Below are 25,856 nucleotides of genomic sequence, written 5' to 3'. Positions count from 1 at the left end.
AGGAATCTATGCCCGAACGATCTGGTTCTTGCCCTGGCGCTTGGCCTGGTACATGGCCGCATCGGCGCGGGCGAACAGGGCGTCGATGTTGTCGTCTTCATCGGTCAGCCCGGTCACGCCCTGGCTGACCGTGACGCCATAGGTTTCCGGCCCATGGTTGAAACGCTGGCGCTGGATCTCCCGTTGCAGGCGGTCGGCGATCTGTTCGGCGATTTCGGCGGTGCAACCGGGAAACACGGCGGCGAATTCCTCGCCACCGATACGCCCGAACAAATCACCCCGGCGTAGTACGGCGCGGCCGCTGTCGGCGATGCGCTGCAGCACCTGGTCGCCTTCCTGGTGGCCGTAGCTGTCATTGATGCGCTTGAAGTCGTCGATATCCAACAACAGGAAGGCCAGGGGCGTGCCTTCCTCGCGGGCGGTTTCCAATGCCTGCCGGGCGCACTCGAAGAAGTGTCGGCGGTTGCTGCTCTGGGTCAGCACATCGGTGGTGGCCAGGCGCTGCAGCTCGCCTTCGAGCTGTTTCTTCTCGGTGATGTCCTCGGCGATGCCGACGATGATCACCCGCTGGTCCGCCTCGCGCTGCTGGTTGACGTAGCATTTGTCGCTCAGCCAGCGTATCTCGCCGGCCGCATTGATGATCCGGTACTCACGGTTTTCCACCGCGCCATGGAGCAGCACCTGGGCCAGGCTGTGCTCGGCGTATTCGAGATCATCGGGGTAGATGCTGTCGCGCCACTCGTTGTAGTCGGCCAGCACCAAGCTGGCGGGGCGGCCGAAAATGCGTTCGTAGGCGGGGCTTACATAGAGCACCTGGTGGGTTTCCCAGTCGAAGGCCCAGAGCACGGCATTGACGCTGTCGAGCAGGGAACTGTAGAGCTGCTCGCGTTCGCTCAGGCGGGCGACCTCGCCCTGGGCATGGAGCAGGGCGAGCAGGGTTTGGGCGGTTTCCGGCGGTGCAGTGCCGGGTAAGGTTGGAGTGAGGTCTTTGGCCATGAGCACGGAGTGGTTCTCGGCATTGAAGCGTGCGGCCACGATCCGGCCCGCCACGCGGGCGATATGCCGGGTTTGAGTCGGGAACAGGCGGCGAAGTTCCGGGCGGCACGCCCCGGTGCAGGGCGTGCCGATCAACGGCGATCAGGCCCCGGTAGGGCGCAGGGAATAGGTCTTGAGTTGGCCGGCGAAGTCGCGCAGGGCGTGGATGCCGCTGGCCTCGGCCTCGTGTACCCAATCCTTCATGGCGGCCAGCATGTCGTGGCCGTTGGCGCTGGTGCGGGCCCAGATCTGCTGCAGGGCCAGGCGCTTCTCATAGATGGTCTTGAGTGCCTGGCTATGGGCGAGCATGGACTCGATGCGTACGTGATGACGGTCTTGCAGCAGGCTGGTTTCACGCGACAGCAGGCGTTTGGCGTGGCGCAGACGATGGCGCACCGATGCGTCGACGCGCGCCAGTTCCTGCTTGACCAAAGGCGCGATGACCAGCTTGCGGTACTGGGCCATGATCTGGAAACGGTTGTTGAGGATCGCCATGGCGGTGTCCATGTCCAGGTGCGCCTTGCCTGCGACCCGGTGGGCGATGGGGGCCACACGCTGCACCTTGGCCAGGCGCAGCAGGCACAGCAGGCGGATCCACATCCAGCCCATGTCGAATTCCCAGCGCTTGACCGAGAGCTTGGCCGAGTTGGGGTAGGTGTGGTGGTTGTTGTGCAGCTCCTCGCCACCGATCACGATGCCCCAGGGCACCAGGTTGGTGGCGGCGTCGCGGCATTCGAAGTTGCGGTAGCCCAGCGCGTGGCCCAGGCCGTTGACCACGCCGGCAGCCCAGAACGGAATCCACATCATCTGGATCGCCCAGATGGTGATGCCGATGGTGCCGAACAGCAGCAGGTCGATGGCTGCCATCAGCGCGATGCCACCGAACTTGTAGCGCGAGTAGAGGTTGCGCTCGACCCAGTCGTCCGGGCAGTTCTTGCCGTAGATGCGCAGGGTCTCGGGGTTGCGCGCCTCCTCGCGGTACAGCTCGGCGCCCTTGCGTAGCACCGTACCCAGGCCTTTGTGCACGGGGCTGTGCGGGTCGTCGGGGGTTTCGCACTTGGCGTGGTGCTTGCGGTGCACGGCCGTCCATTCACGGGTGTTCTGCGCAGTGGTCAGCCACAGCCAGAAGCGGAAGAAGTGCTTGAGACCGGCGTTGAGCTCCAGCGCGCGGTGGGCGGAATAGCGATGCAGGTAAAGGGTGACGCTGATGATCGTCACGTGGGTCATCAGCAGAGTGACGCCGACCAGTTGCCAGGCCGACAAGTCGAGCAGACCGTAGTACCACATAGGTGTAGAAACCCTCGAAAAAACAGGGGAACAGCGCTGGCATTATCCCTGGGTGGCGAAATAAAACCAGTCGACCTTTCCGCGAGCAAGTCACGGCATGTTTCAGCCTTTATAATGCCCCATTATTTTTCATGGGCTTACCCACCCGACATGTCTGTTTCCGTTCGCGACGCCTTGCGCATGGCTGCGTTGTACCTGGTGTTCTCGATGCTCTGGCTGGTGGCGTCCGAGCACGTGTTGCAGGGTTTGTTCCTGGACCCGCAGTTGCTGGCGGCAGGGCGCACGGCCAACGTATTCGTGTGGGTGCTGGTCAGCGCCGCGCTGATCTTCGTCTCGCGGGCCCGCTTGCTCAAATTCATTGGCATCGGCGCCCGCCTGCGCAGCGAGGACCGCGAACGCCTGCGCATGGCCGCTGCGGTATTCGACAGTACCCTCGAAGGCGTGCTGGTGACCGACAGCAGTGGCCTGATCGTGCACGTCAACCGTGCTTTCATGCGCATCACCGGCTACAGCCGGGACGAAGTGATCGGCCAGCGCCCGAGCAAGTTCAAGTCCGGCCGCCATGGCGCGGGGTTCTATCAGCAGATCTATGCCGCGCTGGCGGAAAAGGGCGAGTGGAGCGGGGAGATCTGGAACCGGCGCAAGAGCGGTGAAATCTACCCGCAATGGCAGACCATCTGTGCCATCCGCGACGACAGCGGTGCCCTCAGCCACTATGTGGCGGTGTTCAGCGACATCAGTGCGATCAAGCACTCCGAACAGGAGCTGGCCTACCTGGCGCACCACGACCCGCTGACGGGCCTGCCCAACCGCCTGCTGTTCAGCGACCGTGCCGAGCAAGCCCTTGCCAATGCCCAGGCCAGCAAGCGCGGCTGCGCGTTGCTGCTGCTGGACCTCGACCATTTCCAGAGCATCAACGATGGCCTCGGTCATACCGTGGGCGACCAGTTGCTCAAGCTGGTGGGCGAGCGCCTGCGCGAAACCGTGGGCAGTGGCGTGACTCTGGCGCGCCTGGGGGGTGACGAATTCGGTGTGCTGGCCGAGGGCTGCGAGCAGGTGGGGCAGGCAGCGACCTTGGCCCAGGCCCTGTTGGAGCGTATGCGCGAGCCGTTCGTCTTCGACGACCATCGCTTGTTCGTTGGTGTCAGTATCGGCATCAGCCTGTTCCCCAGCGATGCGCAGAGCGCCGCGCAACTGCTGCGCAACGCTGACGCGGCACTGGGCAAGGCCAAGCACAACGGCCGCGGCTGCTATGCGTTGTACACCGAAGAGCTGACCGCCCATGCCCAGCACCGGGTCGAGACCGCCGGTGAGCTGCGCAGGGCCCTGGAGCAACAGGAACTGCGAGTGTTCTACCAGCCGGTGCACGACCTGTTCAGCGGGCAGATGGTCGGCGTCGAGGCGCTGGTACGCTGGGAGCACCCCACCCGCGGGCTGGTGTCGCCGGGGGAGTTCATTCCCATCGCCGAGCGTACCGGCCTGATCGCCGAGATCGATGCCTGGGTGCTGCGCCAGTCGTGCCGGCAGATGGTGCAGTGGCAGCGTGAAGGGCGCCAGTTGCGCTTCGTTGCGGTGAACATCTCCGCCCGGCTGTTCGGCCAGCGTGAGCTGTACCGGCAGGTGGCCGAGGTGCTGCATGACACCGGGCTGGATCCGGCGCTGCTGGAGTTGGAAGTCACCGAGAGCGCGGTGATGGAGGACCCGGAAGTGGCGCTCGAACAGCTGCACCGGCTGCGTGAGCTGGGGCTGAACCTGGCCATCGACGACTTTGGAACCGGCTACTCGTCGTTGCTGCGGCTCAAGCGCCTGCCGGTGCAGAAGCTCAAGATCGACCAGGGCTTCGTCGCCGGGCTGCCTGAGGACGAGGACGACATCGCCATCGTGCGGGTGATCATCGCCCTGGCCCGAAGCATGGGTATGCAGGTGCATGCCGAAGGGATCGAACAGGCCGAGCAGGCACGGTTCCTGTTGGAGCAGCAATGCGATGTGGGGCAGGGGTATTGGTTCGGGCGACCGGTGCCGGCGGGGGACTTGCGCTGGGGTTGAACGCGATCGACTGCGCTCCCACATAGTGGTTCCAAGTGACCTAACGCTTGTTCAACCCCTTGGCCAGCCGGTCGCCACCCAGCTGGATTACCGCTACCAGCGCCACCAGCATGGCGATCACGGTCAGCATGATCTGGCTGTCGAATCGCTGGTACCCATACCGGTAGGCGATATCGCCCAGCCCACCGGCACCAATGGCACCGGCCATGGCCGAGGAGTTGATCAGCGTCACCAGGGTGATGGTGAAGCCACCGACGATACCCGGCAGCGCCTCGGGCAGCAGCACATGCCAGACGATGTGCCAGCGCCGGCAGCCCATGGCCTGGGCGGCCTCCACCAAGCCATGGTCGACCTCGCGCAGGCTCACCTCGGCGATACGGGCGAAGAACGGCGTGGCGGCGATGGTCAGAGGTACCACCGCGGCCCACACACCGTAGGTGGTGCCGACCACCAGGCGGGTGAAGGGGATCAGCGCGACCATCAGGATCAGGAACGGGATCGAGCGGAACAGGTTGACGATGGCGCCCAGCGTGCGGTTCAACGTCGGGGCCTCGAAGATTCCGCCCTTGTCGCTGGTCACCAGGAACACCGCCATCGGTACGCCGACCAGCAGGGCCACCAGCGATGACACACCCACCATCAGCAAGGTATCGAGCAAGCCTTCGAGCAGGCGATCAAACCACATAGCCCAGTACCTCCGCGTCCTCGGCCCAGCTGCGGGCACGTTCGAGCAAGTGCGACACCTCATGGGGCGAATCCTGAACCGACAGGATCAACTGCCCCAGGGCATGGACACCGATGGTCTCGATGCCGCCTTGGAGCAGGCGCACCCGGCCGCCGAGGTCGGCGAACAGGTCCGACAGCGCCGGCTCGCCCAGCAGGCTCAGGCGCAGCACCACGGCAGCGCCTTTCCCAGGTTCCGGGCGTAGGCTGGCCTGCAGCGCGGCAGGCAGCCTGGCTTGCAAGGGCGCCAGCAGGGTTCGGGTCACCTCGTGTCGGGGGGTACCGAACACCCGCCAGACTTCGCCCTGCTCGACCACCTCGCCGCGTTCGAGTACCACGACCCGGTGGCAGATATCGCGGATCACCGCCATTTCATGGGTGATCAGCACCACGGTCAGGCCCAGGCGCTGGTTGATGTCGCGCAACAGCTCGAGGATCGAGGCAGTGGTTTCCGGGTCCAGGGCCGAGGTGGCTTCGTCGCACAACAGGATCTCGGGGTCGTGCACCAGCGCGCGGGCGATGCCGACACGCTGTTTCTGCCCGCCGGATAGTTGCGCCGGGTATACGTCGTGCTTGTGCGCCAGGCCCACCAGCTCCAGCAGTTCACGCACCTTGCGGTGGCGCTCGGCCTGAGGCACGCCGGCCACCTTCAGGGGCAGCTCGATGTTCTGCCAGACCGTCTTGGCCGACATCAGGTTGAAGTGCTGGAAGATCATGCCGATGCGCCGGCGCAGGGCGACCAGCCGCTGTTCGTCGAACGCGGCGATGTCCACCTGGTCGATCAACACCCGGCCCTGGCTGGGCTGTTCCAGGCGGTTGATGGTGCGCAGCAAGGACGACTTGCCGGCACCACTGCGGCCGATGATGCCGAAGATCTCGCCGCGGCGGATGTTCAGGTCGATGCCGTGCAGGGCGGGCTGGTCCTGCCCTGGGTAGGTCTTGCCCAGGCCGATGAAGCGCACATGGGCTTCGTTGACCTCCGGGCGTAGAGCCTGCTGGCGGGCCAGGGGCGGCGAAAGGTTCGAAAGGGGCGCCCCGAGGGCGTTGGCGCTGCTCATCTCAACCCTCCCAGCCGGCCTGGTAGAGGCTGCCATGGGCCTTGTCCAGGGCTGCGCGCACCGCCGGCGAGTGCTGGTAGATATCGACGAACTTCGCCAGGCGCGGGTCGTCCTTGCTCTGCGGGCGAATGACGAACTGGATCACGTACTCCTTGTTCTCCAGGCCGTCGAACAGCAGTGCCGAGGTGGCGTCGAAACTATTGGCCAGGCGGATATAGGCCGGATAGCCCTGGACCAGGTCGGCGTCGTCATAGGCCCGCACCAGCTGCACCGCTTCCACCTGGAGGATCTTCAGTTTCTTCGGGTTGGCGATGATGTCTTCCTCGGTCGCCTTGTAACCCACGCCCGGCTTGAGCGTGATCAACCCGGCCTTGGCCAGCAGTTGCAGCCCGCGGCCGCTGTTGATCGGATCGTTTGCGATGGCCACGCTGGCGCCCTCGGGCAGTTCGCTGAACTGCTTGTACTGCTTCGAGTACAGCCCGACGTTGTTGATGATGCCTGGGGCGTAGGGCACCAGGTCGAAACCGGCGGCGGCCTTGGCGTTCTCGAGGAAGGGAATGTGCTGGAAGTAGTTCACGTCGATGTCACCGCTCTGCAGGCTGACATTGGGCGCGATCCAGTCGCTGAATTCGATCAGCTTCACCTCCAGGCCCTGCTTGTGCGCCTCCTCCACGGCTGCTTCCAGTGGAATGGCGAAGGCGGCGGTGGTGCCGATCTTCAGGGGTTCGGCGCCCAGTGCGCCGGTGACGATACCCAGGGACAGGACAGAGGCCGCGACGGGCCGGAACAGTTTCTCAAGCATGGTGCAGGGCTCCAGTCGGGGCGGTGGTCGGGGTGCGGTAGGTGGCGCCGGGGTGGTCGGCGGGCAGGTGGGGGTGGCTTGCCTGGAACAGCTTCTGACGCAAGGTGCCCTGTGCGTAGGCGGTCTTGTAGCGGCCGCGACGTTGCAGCTCGGGTATCACCAGGTCGATGAAGTCCTCGTAGCTCTCCGGAGTGACGGTACGGGTCAGGTTGAAACCGTCCAGGCCGGTCTGGTCGATCCAGTCGATCAACTGCTCGGCGACCTGCCCAGGTGCGCCGACCAAGGTCACGTAGCGCCCACCCAGGGCGTGTTGCTGCAGCAGGCGGCGGCGGGTCCAGGCGCTGTCCTGCAACTGGCGGGTGGCGGATTGGATGGCGTTGCCCTTGGCGAAGCCGATCGGTTCGTCGAGCCCGTAGGCGGCGAAATCGATGCCGGTGGAGCTGGCGAAATGCGCCACGCCTGCTTCTGCGCTGGCATGGCGAAGGTACTCGGCATGCTTGGCCTGGGCCTGGGCCTCGGTAGGTGCGACGATCACCGTGATGCCCAGGAAGACCTTGATCGCCTGTGGATCACGGCCGGCGGCCCTGGCTGCGGCGCGCACGTTGTCGACCTGGGCGCGGGTGGCTTCCTGGCTCTGGCCGCCGATGAACACGCATTCGGCGTGGTGCCCGGCAAAGGCCAGGCCACGGGGCGAGCTGCCGGCCTGGAACAGCACCGGGGTGCGCTGGGGCGAGGGTTCGCACAGGTGGTAGCCCTCCACCTTGTAGAACTCGCCATGGTGGCGGACCTTGTGCACCTTGTCCGGCCGGGCATAGACCCGGCGTTCGCGGTCAACGACGACTGCATCGTCCTCCCAGCTGCCTTCGAGCAGCTTGTACAGCACCTGCAGGTATTCGTCGGCCTGGTCGTAGCGCCGATCGTGCTCGGGTTGTCGCGCCAGGCCCATGGCGCGTGCGGCACTGTCCAGGTAACCGGTGACGATGTTCCAACCGACCCGGCCGCTGCTCAGGTGATCGAGCGTGGAGAGGCGCCGGGCGAACAGGTAGGGCGCCTCGTAGGTGAGGTTGGCGGTGAGGCCGAAGCCCAAGTGCTCGGTGGCGGCCGCCATGGCCGAGACCAGCAGCAACGGGTCGTTGACCGGCAGCTGGACGGACTCTTTCAAGGGCACGTCAATGGACTGCCCGTAGACATCGTAGGTGCCGACGATGTCGGCAATGAACAGGCCGTCGAACAGCCCGCGCTCGAGCAGGCGTGCCAGGTCGGTCCAGTAGGCCAGGGTCTTGTACTGGGTCGAGGTGTCCCGAGGGTGGGTCCACAGACCATGGTTGATATGCCCGACGCAGTTCATGTTGAAGGCATTGAGCAGGATGTGCCTGGCCATCAGATGGTCCCTCGACGTGGCGGGTTTTCCCCGTTGAGGTAGTAGTTGCCGATGGCGTGGTACTTCCAGCGTACCGGGTCGTGCAAGGTATGTACCCGGGCGTTGCGCCAGTGGCGGTCGAGGTTGTGTTCGGCCAGGGTGGCCTGGCTGCCGGCCAGCTCGAACAGGGTGCTGCCGGCGGCGAGGGAAATCTCCGTGCTGATCGCCCGGGCCTCGGCCACGGCGATGGAGGCGGCCGCGACATTGTCGGCACTGCTGTCCTCGCGGGCCCGGTCGAGGTATTCGCCGGCCCGCTCCAGCAGCGCTTCGGCCGCGTGCAGGCGGATGGCGAGGTGGCCGAAGCTCTTCAACGTCAACGGGTCATCGCTGGCCTTGTCCAGGCCGGCGTCGATCCACGGTCGGCTGCGTGTACGCACGAAGTGCAGGGCGTCGTCGAGTGCGGCGCGGGCGATGCCGGTGTCGATGGCGGCATGAAGGATCTGCGCCAGGGGGCCGACCGGGGTGGGGCGCTCGAAGGCGCTCTGGAAGGGCACGACATCTTCGCTGCGCACGGGCACATTGTCGAACACCACCGAACCACTGCCGGTGGTGCGCTGGCCGAAACCGCTCCAGTCGTCGATCACCTTCAGGCCGGGGCTGTCGGCGGGCACGAACACCAGGTGTTGCACGCCATCTTCATCCACCACCGAGGTGGGGATGCGCTGGGCGTACAGCGCGCCGGTCGCATAGAACTTGCGGCCCTCGATGCGCAGGCCGTCGCCCTCGCGTATCAGGCGGGTGGTGCGATCGTGGGCGGTGCGGGTACCCAGTTCTGCCAAGGCATTGCCGAAGCGCTGGCCAGCCAGTACCTCGGCATAGAGGCGCTGCTGCTGATGCAGGGTGCCGTTCACGCGGAGCACTTCCAGGGCATAGAAATGATTCTGCGGGATCTGCCCCAGGGCGGCGTCGGCCTGGGCGATACGGGCCACGACCTTGGCCAGGGTGACGTTGGACACGCCTGCACCGCCGAAGTCCTTGGGTACGCTGATGGCCCACAGGCCGGAACGGGTGAACAGGTCGAGTTCGGCGTGAGGCAGGCGGCGCTCGCGGTCGCGCAGGGCGCTGTCGCGGTGCAGGTATCGGGCGATGTCCTCGGCGACGGCCAGGGCCTGGGAGTCGGAGGTGATCAGCGCCGGTTTGGGCGTGGTCAATGCGTTCATGTGTTTCTCCAGTGGGAGCGCCGGGGCCGCTTCGCGCCCCTTTCGCGGGGCAGCCCGCTCCTACAGGAGAACGCATACCCCTGTAGGAGCGGCCTTGCGCCGCGAAAGGGCTGCGTAGCAGCCCCAGGGCTCGCCAATCAGATCCAGGAATGCCGCGCAGGGCGTGTGCCGTTCAGATGCCAGGCTCCGACGGCGTGGTATTTCCAGCGCACCGGGTCATGCAGGGTGTGCACGCGGGCGTTGCGCCAGTGCCGGTCGAGGTTGAACTCGGCGAGGGTGGCGCGGCTGCCGGCCAGTTCGAACAGCTTCTCGCTCGCCTGCAACGCGACCTCGGTGGTCAACACCTTGGCCTCGGCCACGGCGATCGAGGCCCGTGCCGCGCCGTCCTCGTCCACCGGGCCGGCATTGATTTCGTCGAGCACGCGCGCAGCCTTGCGCAGCAGGGCCTGGGCGGCATGCAGTTCGAGCTTCAGGCGGCCGATGTCGGCGATCACGTAGGGGTCGTCGCTGGCGCGCTCTACCTTGGCCTCGATCCACGGGCGGGATTTTTCCCGCACGAAGCTGATGGCATCCTCAATGGCCGCTTCGGCGATGCCGGCATCGATGGCCGCCTGGATCAATTGCGAGGCGGCGCCCTGGGTGCTGGGCACCTCGCGCAGGCGCCAGCTGTCGATCACCAGGTCGGCTTCGACCGGCACCTGGTCGAGCAGGACGGTGCCGCTGGCCGTGGTGCGCTGGCCGAAGCCAGACCAGTCGTCGACGATCCGCAGCCCCGGGCTGCCCCGGCGTACGAACGCCAGGCGCTGGCGGCCTGCGTCGTCCAGGGCCTTGACTGCCACCCAATGGGCGAACAGGGCGCCTGTGGAGTAGAACTTCTCACCGCTGATGCGATAACGATCGCCATCGCGGGTGATCCGTGTCTTGAGGGTCAGGGTGTCCTTGGTGCCACGCTCAGGCCCGGCGTTGCCGATGCGCCAGCCATCGAGCACGGAGCGGAAGAGCACCGCCTGCTGGGCCTCGGTGGCGGTCAGGCGTAGCAGTTGGATGATGCCGAAGTGGTTTTGCGGAATCTGCCCCAGGGCCGGGTCGGCGGCACTGATCAGGCGGAAGACTTCGGCGATGGTCTCGAAGGAGACCTCGGGGCCGCCATGGGCCTTGGGGATGCTGATGCTGCCCAGGCCGCTGCGGGTGAACTGTTCGATTTCCGTCCATGGCAGCTTGCGCTGCTGGTCGCGGCGCGCGGCCTGCTGGCGGGCGGTATGTGCCAGTTCGCGGGCCGCTTGCAGGGCCTGGGCGTCGTTTTGCAGTACCGTGGCCGGCAGCAACAGGGGCGAGCTGTCGAGATCGCTGGTGGACCTGACCATTCCTTACCTCACAAAGTTGAAAACGTCGCCGATGGCGACAGACATTTGCTGGTCCGGTGGTCCGGTCTATATACCGTATGCGCTTATAAAAACTTTATGAACTAACTTTTTGGACTATATATAGAAGTTTGCATCTTGTTGGCCGAGCATTGCGCAATCGCCGGCAGGCCGGCTCCCACAGGGTTCGGCACAGCCCGTGTGGGAGCCGGCTTGCCGGCGATTGCGTCAGTCAGTAGAACGTTGACGATTCAGCCTGCCGCTGTACCCAGAAACTTGCGCAGGAACTGCCGCGTGCGTTCTTCCCTGGGGTTGGCGAACAGTGCCTTGGCTTCGCCCTGCTCAACGATCACACCCTTGTCGAAGAAGATCACCCGGTTGGCCACGTCCCGGGCGAAGCTCATCTCGTGGGTGACGATGATCATGGTGCGCTTCTCCTCGGCAAGGCCGCGGATGGTCTCCAGCACCTCGCCGACCAGCTCGGGGTCGAGTGCCGAGGTCGGTTCGTCGAAGAGGATCACCTCCGGCTCCATGGCCAGGGCCCGGGCGATGGCCACCCGTTGTTGCTGCCCGCCGGACAGGCGCCGTGGGTAGGCGTCTTCCTTGCCGGCCAGGCCGACCTTGGCCAGCAGGCGCCGGCCCAGTTCGATGGCTTGGTCGCGGGGCGTCTTCTTGACGATCACCGGCCCTTCGATGACGTTCTCCAGCGCCGAGCGGTGGGGGAACAGGTTGAAGTTCTGGAACACGAACCCGGCCTGCTGGCGCAGGCGGCGGATCGCACCTTGCTGGCTGCCCAGCGGGCGGTTGGCGTCGATGCTGATGTCACCGATCTGGATGCGCCCGGCGTCAGGCGTCTCCAGCAGGTTGAGGCAGCGCAGGAAGGTGGTCTTGCCCGAACCGCTGGGGCCGATGATGGCCACCACCTCGCCGGGCTGGACCGTCAGGTCGATACCGTCGAGCACGGTGTGGCCCTTGAACTGCTTGGTCAGGCCTTGTACTGCGATCATCTTCAGTGCTCCTGGTCATGCTGGTTGACCCGCGCTTCCATGCGGTTCTGGAAGTGCGCGAGGATGCTGCACAGGACCCAGTAGATCACGGCAACGGCCAGGTACATGGTGAAGACCTCGAAGGTCCGTGCGGTGATCAGCTGGGCCTGGCGGAACAGCTCCGGCACCTGGATGGTCGCTGCCAGGGCGGTGTCCTTGACCAGCGAGATGAAGCTGTTGCCCAGCGGCGGCAAGGCCGTGCGCATGGCCTGGGGTAGGATCGCCCGGCGCATGGCCTGGGTGCGGGTCATGCCGATGCTGGCGGCGGCTTCCCATTGGCCACGGTCGATCGAGGAGATCGCCGCGCGCAGGATTTCACAGATGTACGCCGCCATGTTCAGCGACAGGCCGATCAGTGACGCCGGTATCGGGTCGAGCTCGATACCGATCTGCGGCATGCCGAAGTAGATGACGAACAGTTGCACCAGCAGCGGCGTGCCGCGGAAGAACGACACGTAGATCCTGGCCAGCCAGTTCAGCGGCAGGATCTTCGACAGGCGCATCAAGGCCAGGGCAAAGCCCAGGACCAGCCCGAAGAACATGCCGCCGACACTGAGCAGCACTGTGTAGCCAGCGCCCTTCAACAGGAAGGGCGTGGAGTCGATGACGAGTTGCAGGCTTTCGGCGATCATTTGGTGACGTCGGCACCGAAGTATTTCTCGGACAGCTTGGCCAGAGAGCCATCAGCCTTGAGCTTGTCCAGCGCCTTGTTGATCGCCTCGAGCAGCTCAGGCTCGCCCTTGCGCAGGGCCACGCCCGACTCCAGGCGCGAGAAGGCCTCGCCGGCGAGCTGGGTGTCCTTGGCTTTCTGCGCGTACTCCAGGGCGGCCAGGCGGTCGATCAGGATCGCATCGATGCGGCCATTGCGCAGGTCGGCGAACTTGCTCGGGTCGTCTTCGTAGGTGCGCACGTCAGCTTGCGGGACGTCTTTCTTCACCCACTGCTCGTAGTTGGTGCCCAGGCCCACGCCGACTTTCTTGCCGGCCAGGTCCTGCGCGGTCTTGATGTTCAGCTGCTCGGCCTTCTTCTTCAGGATCAGGGCCTGGATGCCGGAGATGGTGTAGGGCTCGGAGAAGTCGTACTTCTTCTTGCGCTCATCGGAAATGGTGACTTGGTTGACCACCACGTCCAGGCGCTTGGACTCGAGTGCGGCGAGGATGCCATCCCACTTGGTCGGCTGGATCTTGGCCTTGACGCCCAGCTCCTTGGCCAGGAGCTCGGAAAGCTCCACTTCGAAGCCGGCGAGCTTGCCGTCTTCATCGACGAAGCTGAACGGCGGGTAGGTGCCTTCCAGGCCGATGCTGATGCTGCCTTTTTCCTGGATGTTCTTCAGCTGCTCGCCGGCGAAGGCCTGGCTGAACAGGCCGGTGCCCAGCAGGAGGGCAAGGCTGGCGTTGAGAAGTGGCTTGGTGAATCTGGTCATGGCTGGGCCCCGCGCTTGTTATGGAAGTAGTGGGTGGCGACTATAGGGGTGGGCTTATTAGGCCTGGAAATAATAAAAACTTATTTTGTTATTTCTTTTCTATGTTTTGTCTAGGGATCGGCAGCCTTGAGGGTAGGCCACGAACGTCAGTTCGTCGTCTGCTTATACCCGACTTAGCGCAGGATGGAATAAAGCGTTGTTTTTTCCAAGAGACGGATTTGCCGTAGAGTGGATCGCACCGGCGGCGTCATTCCCCAAAGAGGCTTTCCAACAAGCCGCCGAGCCAGGAGAACACCGTGAGCGAACATCCATCCACAGGTCGTTGGCAGCTGCAGGGTATCGTCAGTGATTTGCGCAGTGCCCGCGAACAATGGCGAACCCGCAACGGCCGCAGCAGCGGCGAGCAGGGCGGGCGCGAGCTACCGTCGCGCGAGGCCATGCGGCATATCCTCGAGCAATTGTGCGGGGCGTTGTTCCCCATGCGCCTGGGGCCAGTGGACCTGCGTGAAGAGAGCGAGGACTTCTATGTCGGCCATACGCTGGACGCCGCGCTGACGGCATTGCTGGCCCAGGCGCGCCTGGAGCTGCGCTACGCTGCGCGCCAGGGCAAGGCCGAGGTGACGGATGTCGACGCCCATGCCCTGCACCTGATCCAGGGCTTCGCCGCCGCCTTGCCGGGGTTGCGCGTGCTGCTCGATACCGACGTATTGGCCGCCTACCAGGGCGACCCGGCGGCGCGCAGCGTCGACGAGGTGCTGCTGTGCTATCCCGGTATCCTGGCCATCATCCACCACCGCCTGGCCCACCACCTGTACCAGGCTGGCCTGCCGCTGCTGGCGCGGATCAGTTCAGAGCTGGCCCATTCGGCCACCGGCATCGATATCCACCCTGGCGCGCAGATCGGCCCGAGTTTCTTCATCGACCATGGCACCGGTGTGGTGATCGGCGAGACGGCGATCATCGGCGAGCGGGTGCGCATCTACCAGGCCGTGACCCTGGGCGCGAAGCGCTTCCCGGCGGACGAAACCGGCATGCTGCACAAGGGCGAGCCGCGCCACCCGATCGTCGAGGACGATGTGGTGATCTATGCGGGGGCGACCATCCTGGGGCGCATCACCATCGGCAAGGGCTCGACCATCGGCGGCAATGTCTGGTTGACCCGCAGCGTGCCTGCCGAGAGCAACATCACCCAGGCTAATCTGCAACTGGAATGCGAGGGGCAAAAGTAAGCCTGGGCCTCAAGGGTTGGCTGTGCCGACGCAATCGCGGGACAAGCCCGCTCCCACAGGGAAGGCGCTGTGCTTGAGCGCAGTGAAGATCCTGTGGGAGCGGGCTTGTCCCGCGATTGCGGCTTGAGGTTCAACGGTCGGGCAAGGTCGCATTGAACGCCGATCCGTGTTTAACTTGAACGCTTGTTCAAAGTAAAACGCTGGTCCATTGCCGGTGTTCAACAGGAGGATCCCCTTTGCTGAACCCGTTCAATCCGAACCTTTCACCGCTCCACGAGGTGCACACCTCATGAGTGCACCGACACCCTCACTTGCCAATGGCAAGATCCGCATGAACCCCCCGGTGTTCTATTTCGCGGCAAGCTTCATCCTCATCTTCGGCCTGGTGGTCATCGCCAACCCCACCGCAGCAGGCGAGTGGCTGCTCGCCGCGCAGAACTGGGCGGCCAATACCGTGGGCTGGTACTACATGCTGGCCATGACCCTGTATCTAGTCTTCGTGGTGGTCACCGCCTTGTCCGGCTACGGCAAGATCAAGCTCGGTGCCGACCACGACGAGCCCGAGTTCAGCTACCTGTCCTGGGCCGGCATGCTGTTCGCCGCCGGCATCAGCATCACCCTGTTCTTCTTCTGTGTCTCCGAACCGCTGACCCACATGATGCAGCCGCCCCAGGGCGAAGGCGGCACGGTGGAGGCCGGGCGCCAGGCGATGGAGCTGCTGTTCCTGCATTGGGGCCTGCACGGCTGGGGCGTGTTCGCCTTCGTCGGCATGGCCCTGGCCTACTTCGCCTACCGGCATAACTTGCCGCTGGCGCTGCGTTCGGCCCTGTACCCACTGATCGGCAAGCGCATCAATGGCCCGATCGGCTACGCGGTGGACGGCTTCGGCATCATCGCCACGGTGTTCGGTCTGGGCGCCGACATGGGCTTTGGCGTACTGCACCTGAACGCGGGCCTGGACTACCTGTTCGGTATCAGCCACAGCCAGTGGGTGCAGGTGATCCTCATTACCCTGATGATGGGTGCCGCGGTGGCCGTGGCGGTCGCCGGGGTGGAGAAGGGCGTGCGGGTGATGAGCGACATCAACCTGTTCCTGGCTTGTGCGCTGCTTTTGTTCGTGTTGTTCGCAGGCCCTACCCAGCACCTGTTCAATACCCTGATCCAGAACCTGGGCGATTACCTCGGTGCCTTGCCGCGCAAGACCTTCGATGTGTATGCCTACGGCGAGAACCGCGACTGGCTGGGTGGCTGGACCGTGTTCTACTGGGCCTGGTGGATCGCCTGGGCGCCGTTCGTTGGCCTGTTCATCGCGCGTATCTCCCGCGGGCGCACCATCCGTGAATTCGTCTTCGGCGTGCTGCTTATCCCGCTGGGCTTCACCCTGGCGTGGATGTCGATCTTCGGCAACAGCGCCATGACCCAAGTGCTCGACCATGGCCTGACCGCCCTCGGCCAGTCGGCTTTGGAAAACCCATCGATGAGCCTTTACCTGCTGCTGGAAACCTATCCGTGGAGCAAGGCGGTGATCGCGGTGACGGTGTTCATCAGCTTCGTGTTCTTCGTCACCTCCGCCGACTCTGGCACCGTGGTGCTCTCGACCCTGTCGGCCAAGGGTGGCGAGGCCGATGAGGACGGCCCGAACTGGCTGCGCATCTTCTGGGGCGCGATGACCGCGCTGGTGACCATTGGCCTGCTGTTCGCCGGTAGCATCGATTCGCTGAAGTCGGCGGTGGTGCTGACCTCGCTGCCGTTCTCGCTGATCCTGCTGTGCATGATGTGGGGGCTGCACAAGGCGTTCTACCTGGAGTCCCAGCGGCAGATCGCGCAGATGCATTCGCTGGCGCCGTTCGCCGTGTCGCGCCGTGGCCGTGGTGGCTGGCGCCAGCGCCTGAGCCAGGCGGTGCACTTCCCGTCGCGCGATGAGGTGTACCGCTTCATGGACGACGTGGTGCGCCCGGCCATCGGCGAGGTGAGCGAGGTGTTCATGCAAAAAGGGGTAAACCTGATCACCCAGGACGACCCCAGCCACGACAACGTCAGCCTGAAGATCGGCCTGGGCGAGGAACAGCCGTTCATCTACCAGGTACAGATGCGCGGGTACTTCACCCCCTCGTTCGCCCTGGGCGGGCTGGGCACCCAAGAGTTGAAGAACCGCCGTTACTACCGTGCCGAGGTGCATCTGGCCGAAGGTAGCCAGAACTACGACCTGGTGGGCTACAGCAAGGAGCAGATCATCAACGACATCCTCGACCAGTACGAGCGGCACATGCAGTTCCTGCACCTGGTCCGCTAGATCGCTGGGCCTGCGCTGCAGCCCAATCGCGGGACAAGCCCGCTCCTACAAAAGACCGCGCCCTCCTGTAGGAGCGGCCTTGTGCCGCGAAAGGAGGCCATAGGCCTCCCGCTTCGGTCAGAACGGCGCATCCCCCAGGATGGTCGCCCGATGCATCACCCGCCGGTTCGGCCGGTAGTCGTCCACCGCGAAATGCTGGGTCACGCGGTTGTCCCAGAACGCCACGTCATGCTCCTGCCATCTCCAGCGAATGCTGAACTCCGGCCGCGTGGCATGGGCGAACAGCAGCTTGAGCAGCGCCTCGCTTTCCTGCTCGTTCAATTCATTGATCCGCGTGGTGAACCCTTCGTTGACGAACAACGCCTTGCGCCCGCTGACCGGGTGAGTGCGCACCATCGGGTGCGACAGTGGCGGGTTGTTGCGTCGGGTGGCCTCCCAGCGCGCCAGGTCTTCGGCGGTGGTGCCGAAGCGCTCCAGTGGGAATGACTTGGTGAAATCATGGGTCGCGGTGAGGCCGTCGAGCATCTCCCGCAGCGGCGCCGACAGCGCCTCGAAGGCCGCGATACCGCTGGCCCAGAGGGTGTCGCCACCGAAGGCCGGCAATTGTTTGGCACTGAGCACCGCGCCCAGGGCAGGTGTCGGTAAAAAGGTCACGTCGGTGTGCCACACGGCGTTGTCGCGGACGTCGGTGACCGCCGTATCCAGGATCAATACCTGGGGCGTTTCCGGCACGTTGGGGTAGATCGGGTGGATGTGCAGGTCGCCGAACTGGGCCGCGAACCTGGCCTGCTGCGCAGGTGTGATCGGTTGGTCGCGGAAGAACAGCACTTGGTGCCTGAGCAGCGCCTGCTCGATGGCGTCGCGTTGCTCGAGGGTGATGTCGCGGCTCAGGTCCACGCCGCTGATCTGGGCACCGAGCGCGGGGCTCAGAGAGGTGATGGTCAGGCTCATGTCGGTCTCGCTTGAATGATGTGTGCCGGTCGGTCAGACAGGGCGGTGACTCCTTCGCGGGTCAGTGGCTCTGCCCCTGCCAGGGCACCAGCTTGCGTTGCAGGGCGCGCAGGCCCATTTCCAGGGCGAAGGCGATCAGGGCGATCAGCAGAATGCCCAGTACCACCACGTCGGTGACCAGGAACTGCGCCGCCGACTGCACCATGAAGCCCAGGCCGCTGGTGGCGGCGATCAGCTCGGCGGCCACCAGGGTCGACCAGCCGACGCCCAGGCCGATGCGGATGCCGGTAAGGATGTCGGGCAGTGCGCTGGGCAGGATCACGTGGCGAACCAGCTGGGCTCGGGTCGCGCCCAGGGACTGTGCGGCACGCAGCTTGGCCGGGTCGACCGTGCGCACGCCGGTGGCGGTGGCGATGGCGATCGGGGCGAAGATGGCCAGGTAGATCAGCAACACCTTCGACAGCTCGCCGATGCCGCACCAGATCACGATCAGCGGCAGGTAGGCCAGCGGCGGGATCGGCCGGTAGAACTCGATCAGCGGGTCGAGGATGCCCCGGGCCACGCGGTTGTGGCCGATGGCGATGCCGATCGGAATGGCGCTGAGGATGGCGGCAGCCAGGGCCAGGCCGATGCGCCCGAGGCTGGCGCCCAGATGTTGCCAGAGGCTCGCGTCCATGTAGCCCTGGGTGAGCAGGGCCCAGGCCTTGGCCAGGATGTCGGCAGGCGAGGGTAGGAACAGCGGCTCGATCCAGCCGGCCGCCGTCACCAGCCACCAGGCCAGCATCAGGGTGGCGAGGGTCAGGGCGCTGATCCAGCGGGTGGGCAACGGGCGGTGTGTGGGGGGCGTGACGGTTGGCCGGGCGACAGGCTTGTCGTTGACCGGCAGGTCCAGGCTGCTCATGCGGGCTCCTGCCGGTGGGCGGCTTCGCGTTGGGAAAACACCCGCGCCAGCACGTACTCGCGGGTCTCGATGAAACGTGGGTCGGACTTGATCGCCCGGGCCGATTCGCCGGCGGCGTAGCGCTGGCCGAAATCCAGTTGCAGGCGCTCGACCACCCGCCCCGGGTTGGGGGCCAGCAACACCAGTTCGCTGGCCAGGAATACGGCTTCCTCGATGTCATGGGTGATCAGCAACACGGGCTTGGCAGTGCGCTGCCAGACCTGCAGCAGCAGTTCCTGCATCTGTTCGCGGGTGAAGGCGTCGAGGGCGCCGAAGGGTTCGTCCATCAGCAGCACACGCGGGTCTGCCGCCAGCGCCCGGGCCAGGCCTACGCGTTGCTTCTGGCCGCCGGAGAGCTGCCAGATGTGGCGGTCGCCTAAGCCTGCGAGGTCGACCAGCGCCAGCAGCTCGCGGGCCTTGGCTTCGCGCTGGGCGCGAGGCATACCGGCCAGTTCCAGGCCGAAGGCGACGTTGCCCAGCACGTCCTGCCAGGGCAGCAGGGCATCGTCCTGGAACACCACGCCGCGTTCGGCACCGGGGCCTTCGACCGGCTTGCCGTCAAGGGTGATGCGGCCTGCGCTGGGGGCGACGAAGCCGGCGATGAGGTTGAGCAGCGAGGTCTTGCCGCTGCCGGAAGGGCCCAGGGCCACCAGCAACTGGCGTGGCCCGAGGCTCAGGTTGATGTCGGCCAGCACCGGGGCGTCGGTGCCGGGGTACTGTGCGCTGATGCGCTCCAGTTCGAGCAAGGCCATGGCAGGCTCCGTCGTGAATACTGCTGTTGATCAGGACCGCTGCACACCCTAATCGCGGGGCAAGCCCGCTCCCACAGGTTTTGCGGTGATCGTTGTAGGAGCGGGCTTGGCCCGCGATGGGCCGCGCAGCGGCCCCCGTGTTCAGTTGGGCAGGTATTGCGCGCTGACGTACGGCGAGTAATCCGGCAGCACTGCTTCGACCTTGCCTTGCTGCTTGAGGAAAGTGGCCGTGTCGGTCAGCGCCTGGGTGGTCGGCGCGCCCAAGGCACTGGCCTGGTCGGCCGCCAGCGGGTACACGTTGCCCTGCAGCAGCACCGGGATATCCGCAGGCTTGGCACCCGACAGCTTGGCCAGCTTGCTGACGTTGTCCGGGTTGGCCAGCCAGGCGTTCGGGTCCTTGCGGTAGTCGGCGTAGGCGTCGAGGGTGACCTTGGCGAACGATTTGACGATGTCCGGGTGCTTGGCGGCGAAGTCCTTGCGCACGATCCACGCATCGAACGTCGGTGCCCCCTTGCCGGCCAGCTCGCCGGAGGTGATCAGCACCTTGCCGTTTTCCTTGGCCACGCCCAGGGCTGGGTCCCAGACGTAGGTGGCATCGATGTCGCCACGCTTCCAGGCGGCGATGATCGCCGGCGGCGCGAGGTTGAGGATCTGTACCTTGGCTGGGTCGATGTTCCACTGCTTGAGCGCCGCCAGCAGGCTGTAGTGCCCGGTGGATACGAATGGCACGGCGACTTTCTTGCCGACCAGGTCTTGCGGGGTCTTGATGCTGTCGCGGGCCACCAAGGCCTCGCCAGCGCCAATCTGGGTGGCGATCAGGAAGGTTTCCACTGGCAGCTTGCGGCTGGCGGCGGCGGCCAGGGGGCTGGAGCCCAGGTAGCCGATCTGCACGTCGCCGGAGGCGACGGCGGTGATCACATCGGCGCCGTTGTCGAACTTGCGCCAGTCGATGCTGGCCTGGCTGGCTTTCTCGTAGGTGCCATCGACCTGGGCGACCTTGGCCGGGTCGACGGTGGTCTGGTAGGCCACCGTCAGGTCGGCAGCCTGGGCCAGCCAGCTGGTGCTGGCGAGGGTCAGGGCAGCGAACAGGCGCAGCGGAGTGTGCGGGGTCATGGGTGAACTCCTCGTCAGGCAATGGGGCTTGAATGACGAAGAGACTAATTGATCTAAGAAATCAGAAATAAATAACTTTTGGTAATTAGCTTAGGAGGCAAATGAATCGAACCGAGGTGCAGCCGGCTGAGCGCGATGGCGAAATCCTGACCGCCTGCTAGGCTTTTTCGATTTTGCGGGAGGTGGAAGGCGCCTATAAGCAAACGTTTGCAAATAACCTAAAGGAATGAAATGACCTTACCGATACAACTTTTGGCTGTAATGGTTCCAAAGATATTCCCTAAAAGTCTTAGAAATTCATAAAACAGTCATTTTGGATTTATAGGATTGTCATTATCCTGTTTGCGCAGACGGCGTCTTAGACCTTAGTCGCGAAACGGTTTGTAACGATTGACTTGGCGGACATGGGTTGGTGCTAAATCGGCCCATCCCGGTGAGCAGGGCGTCAGACCCTGCCACCTGAGACGCATAAAAATTAGAACGTAGAGGAGCAAAACATGTACAAGTCCAGCCTGGCTCTGGCCGTGGCACTGGGGGTTCTCGCCCAACAAGCAGGTGCTGCAGGGTTCGTCGAGGACAGCAAGCTGTCCCTCAGCTCGCGCACCATGTACTTCAACAATGACAACCGTGAAGCCCATGGCGATCCTCGCCCGGACCAGCGTGAATCCGGCCAGGGCTTCAAGCTCGACTACATTTCGGGCTTCACCGAAGGTACTGTGGGCTTTGGTGTCGATGCTCAAGCGCTGTGGGGCATCCATCTGGATGGTGGCCAGGGTTATCACAAGGGTGGCTTCTTCCCTGACGATGGCGACGGCTCCGCGAGCCAGTGGGCGCGCTTTGGCGCCAACGCCAAGGCCCGCTTCTCCAAGACCGAGGCGCACTTCGGTAGCGCACTGGCACCGAATCTGCCGATCCTGGTCTCCAACGATGGTCGACTGCTGCCGCAGACCTTCGAGGGTGGCACCATCACCTCGAAGGAAATCGACAACCTGACCATCAACGCCGGCCAGCTGACCCATGCGATGGGCCGTGCCTCGAGCAACCGTACCGGTCTCTCTGTCCAGGGCGCTACTCAGGAAAGCAACAAGTTCCGTTACGCCGGTGCTGACTGGAAGGTCACCAAGGACCTGACCCTGCAGTACTACTACTCCAACCTCGAAGACTTCTACAAACAGCACTTCCTGGGCGCAACACACGTGTTCCAGATCGCTGACGACCAGTCGTTCAAGACCGACCTGCGCTACTTCGACAGCAGCAAGGATGGCCGCAACGGCGAGGCGGGTTACGAGTTCAAGAACAACAACGGCTACGCCAAGAACCCTGGCGAGGTTGATAACAAGACCTGGTCGGCTATGTTCACCTACACCCTCGGTGCCCACTCTCTGATGCTCGGTCATCAGCAGGTCAGCGACGATGGCGGTTTCGTATGGCTGAACCAAGGCAGCCTGGTCGATGAAGGCGCGGGCGGTTCTAGCTTCTACCTGTTCACCGACAGCATGATCAACCAGTTCGCCAAGGCAGGTGAGAACACCACCTTCGGCCAGTACTCCTACGACTTCGCGCGTCTGGGCGTACCGGGCCTGAAGGCGTCCGTGGCCTACTTGCGTGGCGAGGATGGCCGCAGCACCAACGGCCATGGCACCTTCAGCGAATGGGAGCGTGACGCACGTATCGATTACGTGCTGCAGGAAGGCACCCTCAAAGGCCTGGGCTTCAGCCTGCGCCAAGGTGTCTACCGTGGCACCGGTTCGGGATCGGCAAACGACCAGGACCAGACTCGCTTCATCGTGAACTACACTTACAACTTCCTGTAAGCCGTAGTCGAAAAGAAGCCTCGCCTAGCGCGAGGCTTTTTTGTGGCTGATATCTGATATGCGTTTCAGTCATAAATAAATCAGTATTTATTCTTTTTATTTTTATGAATGAGCAGGCACAGTAAACCCATAGACCCGACACAGCCCAGGAGCCCACCCATGAGCCTGAAACTCGGCGACATCGCCCCCGATTTCGAACAGGATTCCAGCGCCGGCAAGATCCGTTTCCACGAGTGGCTGGGCAACAGCTGGGGTGTGCTGTTTTCCCACCCGGCCGATTTCACCCCGGTGTGCACCACCGAGCTGGGCCTGACCGCCAAGCTCAAGGACGAATTCGCCAAGCGTGGCGTCAAGGCCATTGCCCTGTCGGTGGACCCGGTCGACTCGCATACCCGCTGGATCGACGACATCAACGAGACCCAGAACACCGTGGTCAACTTCCCGATCCTCGCCGACGCCGACCGCAAGGTCTCGGATCTGTACGACCTGATCCACCCCAACGCCAGCGACACCCTGACGGTGCGCTCGCTGTTCGTCATCGACCCGAACAAGAAGGTGCGCCTGACCATCACCTACCCGGCGAGCACCGGGCGCAACTTCAACGAAATCCTGCGGGTGATCGACTCACTGCAACTGACCGACAACCACAAGGTGGCCACGCCAGCGAACTGGCAGGATGGCGATGAAGTGGTGATCGTGCCGTCGCTCAAGGACGAGGACGAAATCAAGCAGCGCTTCCCCAAAGGGTACCGGGCGGTCAAACCCTATCTGCGCCTGACCCCGCAGCCGAATCGTTAGGATCCTTCGTTGCAATGCTCTTGCCATAGCAGGGATTTTGGGCCGTTTCGACGGCCCTTTTTTATGCCTGTGTGGTTTGCGGTGGCTGTACCGGCCTAATCGCGGGACAAGCCCAGCAGCCCCAGCAATCTCGGCTATGTCAGACATTTCCGAACCTGAAACCAAATGCTTCAGCTCGCTGTAGTTAGCGAACTATCCTACGTGCCTGCCGGAAGCCGCCGCATTGTTGGGGGAATAACCCAGGGATAACTTCACCGGGTCGTCACATTTGGCGATCGGGTGTGAGAACCCGACAGCGTAGAGAGCTGGCCTTCCTGTTATGGCAGCCGTGCCCGGGCAGACTTCGGTCTGGCCGAGTTTCTCTTGCGCCTCGGTTTCTCACCCCGTGTGCACGGCTGCCACCCTTGTCTCGTGAGAAAGATCTTGGTGGTGGCGACTTTCCATCGCGCAGAGAACTTGCTCATGAAAAAAATCGTTCCCGACCCTGACGCTCCGACCAACACCCCAACCTCCTGGAAGACCGCAGGCGTCCAGACCTGCCTGGACCTGTACCGCATCCAGCCCGATATCCCTTTTCAACAAGCCTTCGACGAGCTTTCCGTATTGCTGGGGTGCATCCGTCATCTGGCCTGTGAGGCCGAAATGGAAGGCGACCGGATTGCGGGCAGTACGACCCGGATCCTCAGTGCCATGGCCAAGGCGTTGATCGATGATATGGAGATTGGGATGAACCGGGGGCGATGAGTATCCCATGCGGCGATTGGGCCTAATGCGAGAAATGGAATAAACAAATGAAAAAATATGATTTCTAGATATATGTGACAGGCTGTTAATGTCGTTTCCATTCCAGCGGGGCCAACCCCTCGCGGTCCTGCAATCGAATCGAAGGAAGCGTTTCAATGCTGGTTGTTTCTATCGGTGGTAGCCCCAGTCTTCGTTCACGCTCCGGCGTGCTGCTCGAGCGTTCGCGCCAGTGGCTGCAGGGCCGAGGCGTGGAGGTGGTGACCTTCCAGGTACGCGAATTCCCCGCCGAGGACCTACTCCATGCCCGCTTCGACAGCCCGCAGGTGCAGCACTTCCAGCAACTGGTCGCCCAGGCCGATGGCCTGGTGGTCGCCACTCCGGTGTACAAGGCATCGTTCGCCGGCGCTCTGAAAACCCTGCTCGACCTGCTGCCCGAGCGTGCGCTCGAACACAAGGTCGTGCTGCCCATCGCCACCGGCGGCAGCATCGCCCACATGCTGGCGGTGGACTACGCACTCAAACCGGTGCTGTCGGCGTTAAAGGCGCAAGAGACCCTGCAAGGGATCTTCGCCGACGACAGCCAGATCGCCTACGGCGAGCACGGCAAGCCGGCACAGCTGGCCGATGCGCTGCACGCGCGCCTGCTGGACTCGCTGGAGCAGTTCCACGTTGCCCTGGCTCGACGGCCCAACCCCGTAGCCCCGGGTGTTCTCAAGCAACGCCTGCTCACCGCTCGCTGGAGCATCTGAGCCGGCATTACCGCTTCACCGCTTTTCCACCTTACTCGCCCGCCAACGAGGCAAGCAGGTGCAACCCGAACCCAACTCGCACAGGAGAGCGCCATGCGCACAGTCTTCTTGCGTCGTGGTCTGGTCGCCCTGTTCGCGGCGGCTGTGTCCTTCGGCGCCATCACCCAGGCCCAGGCCGAAAGCCTGCGTATCGGTTACCAGAAATACGGCACCCTGGTGCTGCTCAAGGCCAAGGGCACCCTGGAAAAACGCCTGGCCGAGCAGGGCATCCAGGTCCAGTGGACCGAGTTCCCTGGCGGCCCGCAGCTGCTCGAAGGGCTGAACGTCGGCTCGATCGACTTCGGGGTCACCGGCGAGACGCCACCCGTGTTCGCCCAGGCAGCGGGTGCCGATCTGCTCTATGTGGCATATGAGCCGCCAGCCCCGCACAGTGAGGCGATCCTGGTGCCCAAGGGCTCGCCCATCCAGTCGGTGAAGGAACTCAAGGGCAAGAAGGTCGCCTTCAACAAAGGTTCCAACGTGCACTACCTGCTGGTCCGCGCCCTGGAAGACGCAGGCCTGAAGTACAGCGACATCCAGCCGGTATACCTGCCGCCCGCCGATGCCCGTGCTGCCTTCGAGCGGGGCAGCGTCGACGCCTGGGTGATCTGGGACCCGTACCAGGCCGCCGCCGAGCAGCAGCTGCAAGCCCGCACCCTGCGTGACGGCAAGGGCCTGGTGGACAACCACCAGTTCTACCTGGCCACCCGTACGTATGCCACGGCCCACCCGGCAGTGATCGACACCCTGGTCGATGAAGTGCGTGCTATCGGTGAATGGTCCCAGGCCAACCCGCAGGAGGTCACCGACCAGGTGGCGCCGTTGCTCGGCCTGCCGGCCGACATCATCCTCACCTCGGTCAAGCGCCAGGGCTTCGGGGCCACGCCGCTGACGCCCGAGGTGGTCGCCGCGCAGCAGAAGATCGCCGACACCTTCCAGGCCCTGAAGCTGATCCCCAAGCCCTTGACCATCAAGGACGTGATCTGGACACCCCCTGCCAAGGTCGCCAGCGCGCCTTGATCGATTCGCCAGCGCCGGGGCGTGGCCCCGGCCCGAGCCAACCTTGAGGAGAC

Annotated in this window: 23 protein-coding genes; 8 read left to right on the top strand and 15 right to left on the bottom strand. The window is 64.2% G+C overall.

Annotation, left to right across the window (positions count from 1 at the left end; genetic code table 11):
• Positions 1-6: 6 nt before the first annotated feature.
• A complete protein-coding gene (locus ACNFCI_RS02370) occupies positions 7-1,038 on the bottom strand; it encodes a GGDEF domain-containing protein (RefSeq protein ID WP_084854281.1) in 1,032 nt (343 codons plus the stop codon).
• A gap of 99 nt (positions 1,039-1,137) precedes the next feature.
• Entirely contained in the window at positions 1,138-2,322 is a 1,185-nt protein-coding gene (gene desA, locus ACNFCI_RS02365) for a delta-9 fatty acid desaturase DesA (RefSeq protein WP_324816404.1), read from the bottom strand.
• A gap of 150 nt (positions 2,323-2,472) precedes the next feature.
• On the opposite strand from desA, the gene dibA reads away from it, so the two are divergent.
• On the top strand, positions 2,473-4,368 hold the full coding sequence (dibA, locus tag ACNFCI_RS02360) for a phosphodiesterase DibA (protein ID WP_324818138.1): 1,896 nt from the start codon (positions 2,473-2,475) through the stop codon (positions 4,366-4,368).
• A gap of 40 nt (positions 4,369-4,408) precedes the next feature.
• Here the strand turns inward: dibA and ACNFCI_RS02355 are convergent, their stop codons facing one another.
• The 9 genes from ACNFCI_RS02355 to tcyJ all read right to left on the bottom strand — a co-directional run bounded on the left by ACNFCI_RS02355 (position 4,409) and on the right by tcyJ (position 13,361).
• Positions 4,409-5,053 carry a methionine ABC transporter permease gene (locus ACNFCI_RS02355; RefSeq protein ID WP_084853629.1) on the bottom strand — a complete coding sequence of 215 codons (645 nt, stop codon included), beginning with the start codon at positions 5,051-5,053 and terminating at the stop codon, positions 4,409-4,411.
• The gene (locus ACNFCI_RS02350; RefSeq protein ID WP_324818135.1) at positions 5,043-6,149 is read right to left on the bottom strand and encodes a methionine ABC transporter ATP-binding protein; all 1,107 of its coding nucleotides are present in this window, start codon (positions 6,147-6,149) and stop codon (positions 5,043-5,045) included. The genes ACNFCI_RS02355 and ACNFCI_RS02350 overlap by 11 nt, the downstream gene beginning before the upstream one ends.
• 1 nt (position 6,150) lies before the next feature.
• Complete coding sequence (locus tag ACNFCI_RS02345) at positions 6,151-6,951, bottom strand: MetQ/NlpA family ABC transporter substrate-binding protein (protein WP_084853634.1); 801 nt, start codon at positions 6,949-6,951, stop codon at positions 6,151-6,153.
• Positions 6,944-8,332: an LLM class flavin-dependent oxidoreductase gene (locus tag ACNFCI_RS02340; RefSeq protein ID WP_368828764.1), complete on the bottom strand. Its 1,389-nt coding sequence runs from the start codon at positions 8,330-8,332 to the stop codon at positions 6,944-6,946. The genes ACNFCI_RS02345 and ACNFCI_RS02340 overlap by 8 nt, the downstream gene beginning before the upstream one ends.
• Positions 8,332-9,531: an SfnB family sulfur acquisition oxidoreductase gene (locus ACNFCI_RS02335; protein ID WP_368828765.1), complete on the bottom strand. Its 1,200-nt coding sequence runs from the start codon at positions 9,529-9,531 to the stop codon at positions 8,332-8,334. Before ACNFCI_RS02335 ends, ACNFCI_RS02340 begins: the two co-directional genes overlap by 1 nt.
• Before the next feature lie 137 nt (positions 9,532-9,668).
• Positions 9,669-10,895 (bottom strand): SfnB family sulfur acquisition oxidoreductase, encoded by a 1,227-nt coding sequence (locus ACNFCI_RS02330; RefSeq protein WP_368828766.1) that lies wholly within the window; start codon positions 10,893-10,895, stop codon positions 9,669-9,671.
• Positions 10,896-11,143: 248 nt separating this feature from the next.
• The gene (tcyN, locus tag ACNFCI_RS02325) at positions 11,144-11,899 is read right to left on the bottom strand and encodes an L-cystine ABC transporter ATP-binding protein TcyN (protein ID WP_084853639.1); all 756 of its coding nucleotides are present in this window, start codon (positions 11,897-11,899) and stop codon (positions 11,144-11,146) included.
• 2 nt (positions 11,900-11,901) lie between these two features.
• Positions 11,902-12,570 carry a cystine ABC transporter permease gene (gene tcyL / locus ACNFCI_RS02320; protein WP_084853640.1) on the bottom strand — a complete coding sequence of 223 codons (669 nt, stop codon included), beginning with the start codon at positions 12,568-12,570 and terminating at the stop codon, positions 11,902-11,904.
• Entirely contained in the window at positions 12,567-13,361 is a 795-nt protein-coding gene (gene tcyJ, locus ACNFCI_RS02315; RefSeq protein ID WP_324819156.1) for a cystine ABC transporter substrate-binding protein, read from the bottom strand. Before tcyJ ends, tcyL begins: the two co-directional genes overlap by 4 nt.
• 296 nt (positions 13,362-13,657) lie before the next feature.
• Here tcyJ and epsC point away from each other — a divergent pair, with 296 nt between their 5' ends.
• Both epsC and betT read left to right on the top strand, forming a co-directional pair.
• Positions 13,658-14,590, top strand: coding sequence for a serine O-acetyltransferase EpsC (epsC, locus tag ACNFCI_RS02310; protein WP_084853643.1), 933 nt, complete (start codon positions 13,658-13,660; stop codon positions 14,588-14,590).
• A 331-nt stretch (positions 14,591-14,921) separates the two neighbouring features.
• Positions 14,922-16,883, top strand: a complete 1,962-nt coding sequence (gene betT, locus ACNFCI_RS02305) for a choline transporter BetT (RefSeq protein WP_172402935.1) — start codon at positions 14,922-14,924, stop codon at positions 16,881-16,883.
• Positions 16,884-17,000: 117 nt separating this feature from the next.
• Here betT and tauD read toward each other — a convergent pair whose 3' ends face one another.
• From tauD to tauA, 4 genes are all read right to left on the bottom strand, one after another.
• The gene (gene tauD / locus ACNFCI_RS02300) at positions 17,001-17,834 is read right to left on the bottom strand and encodes a taurine dioxygenase (protein WP_368828767.1); all 834 of its coding nucleotides are present in this window, start codon (positions 17,832-17,834) and stop codon (positions 17,001-17,003) included.
• Positions 17,835-17,895: 61 nt separating this feature from the next.
• Positions 17,896-18,735 (bottom strand): taurine ABC transporter permease TauC, encoded by an 840-nt coding sequence (gene tauC / locus ACNFCI_RS02295; RefSeq protein WP_324817188.1) that lies wholly within the window; start codon positions 18,733-18,735, stop codon positions 17,896-17,898.
• Positions 18,732-19,526: a taurine ABC transporter ATP-binding subunit gene (tauB, locus tag ACNFCI_RS02290; RefSeq protein WP_368828768.1), complete on the bottom strand. Its 795-nt coding sequence runs from the start codon at positions 19,524-19,526 to the stop codon at positions 18,732-18,734. Before tauB ends, tauC begins: the two co-directional genes overlap by 4 nt.
• A gap of 141 nt (positions 19,527-19,667) precedes the next feature.
• Positions 19,668-20,639: a taurine ABC transporter substrate-binding protein gene (gene tauA / locus ACNFCI_RS02285; RefSeq protein WP_368828769.1), complete on the bottom strand. Its 972-nt coding sequence runs from the start codon at positions 20,637-20,639 to the stop codon at positions 19,668-19,670.
• A gap of 497 nt (positions 20,640-21,136) precedes the next feature.
• On the opposite strand from tauA, the gene ACNFCI_RS02280 reads away from it, so the two are divergent.
• From ACNFCI_RS02280 to ACNFCI_RS02260, 5 genes are all read left to right on the top strand, one after another.
• Positions 21,137-22,453, top strand: coding sequence for an OprD family porin (locus ACNFCI_RS02280; protein WP_084853656.1), 1,317 nt, complete (start codon positions 21,137-21,139; stop codon positions 22,451-22,453).
• Positions 22,454-22,612: 159 nt separating this feature from the next.
• Positions 22,613-23,251: a peroxiredoxin gene (locus tag ACNFCI_RS02275; RefSeq protein WP_084853658.1), complete on the top strand. Its 639-nt coding sequence runs from the start codon at positions 22,613-22,615 to the stop codon at positions 23,249-23,251.
• Positions 23,252-23,713: 462 nt separating this feature from the next.
• A complete protein-coding gene (locus ACNFCI_RS02270; protein WP_324817178.1) occupies positions 23,714-23,995 on the top strand; it encodes a DUF3077 domain-containing protein in 282 nt (93 codons plus the stop codon).
• 155 nt (positions 23,996-24,150) lie between these two features.
• A complete protein-coding gene (ssuE, locus tag ACNFCI_RS02265) occupies positions 24,151-24,744 on the top strand; it encodes an NADPH-dependent FMN reductase (protein ID WP_084853659.1) in 594 nt (197 codons plus the stop codon).
• 93 nt (positions 24,745-24,837) lie between these two features.
• On the top strand, positions 24,838-25,803 hold the full coding sequence (locus ACNFCI_RS02260) for a sulfonate ABC transporter substrate-binding protein (RefSeq protein ID WP_416767333.1): 966 nt from the start codon (positions 24,838-24,840) through the stop codon (positions 25,801-25,803).
• The last annotated feature ends 53 nt before the right edge of the window (positions 25,804-25,856 follow it).

The organism is Pseudomonas sp. NY15356 (assembly GCF_048068175.1).
Lineage (GTDB): Bacteria > Pseudomonadota > Gammaproteobacteria > Pseudomonadales > Pseudomonadaceae > Aquipseudomonas > Aquipseudomonas putida_K.
This window is presented reverse-complemented; position numbering and strand designations above follow the sequence as displayed.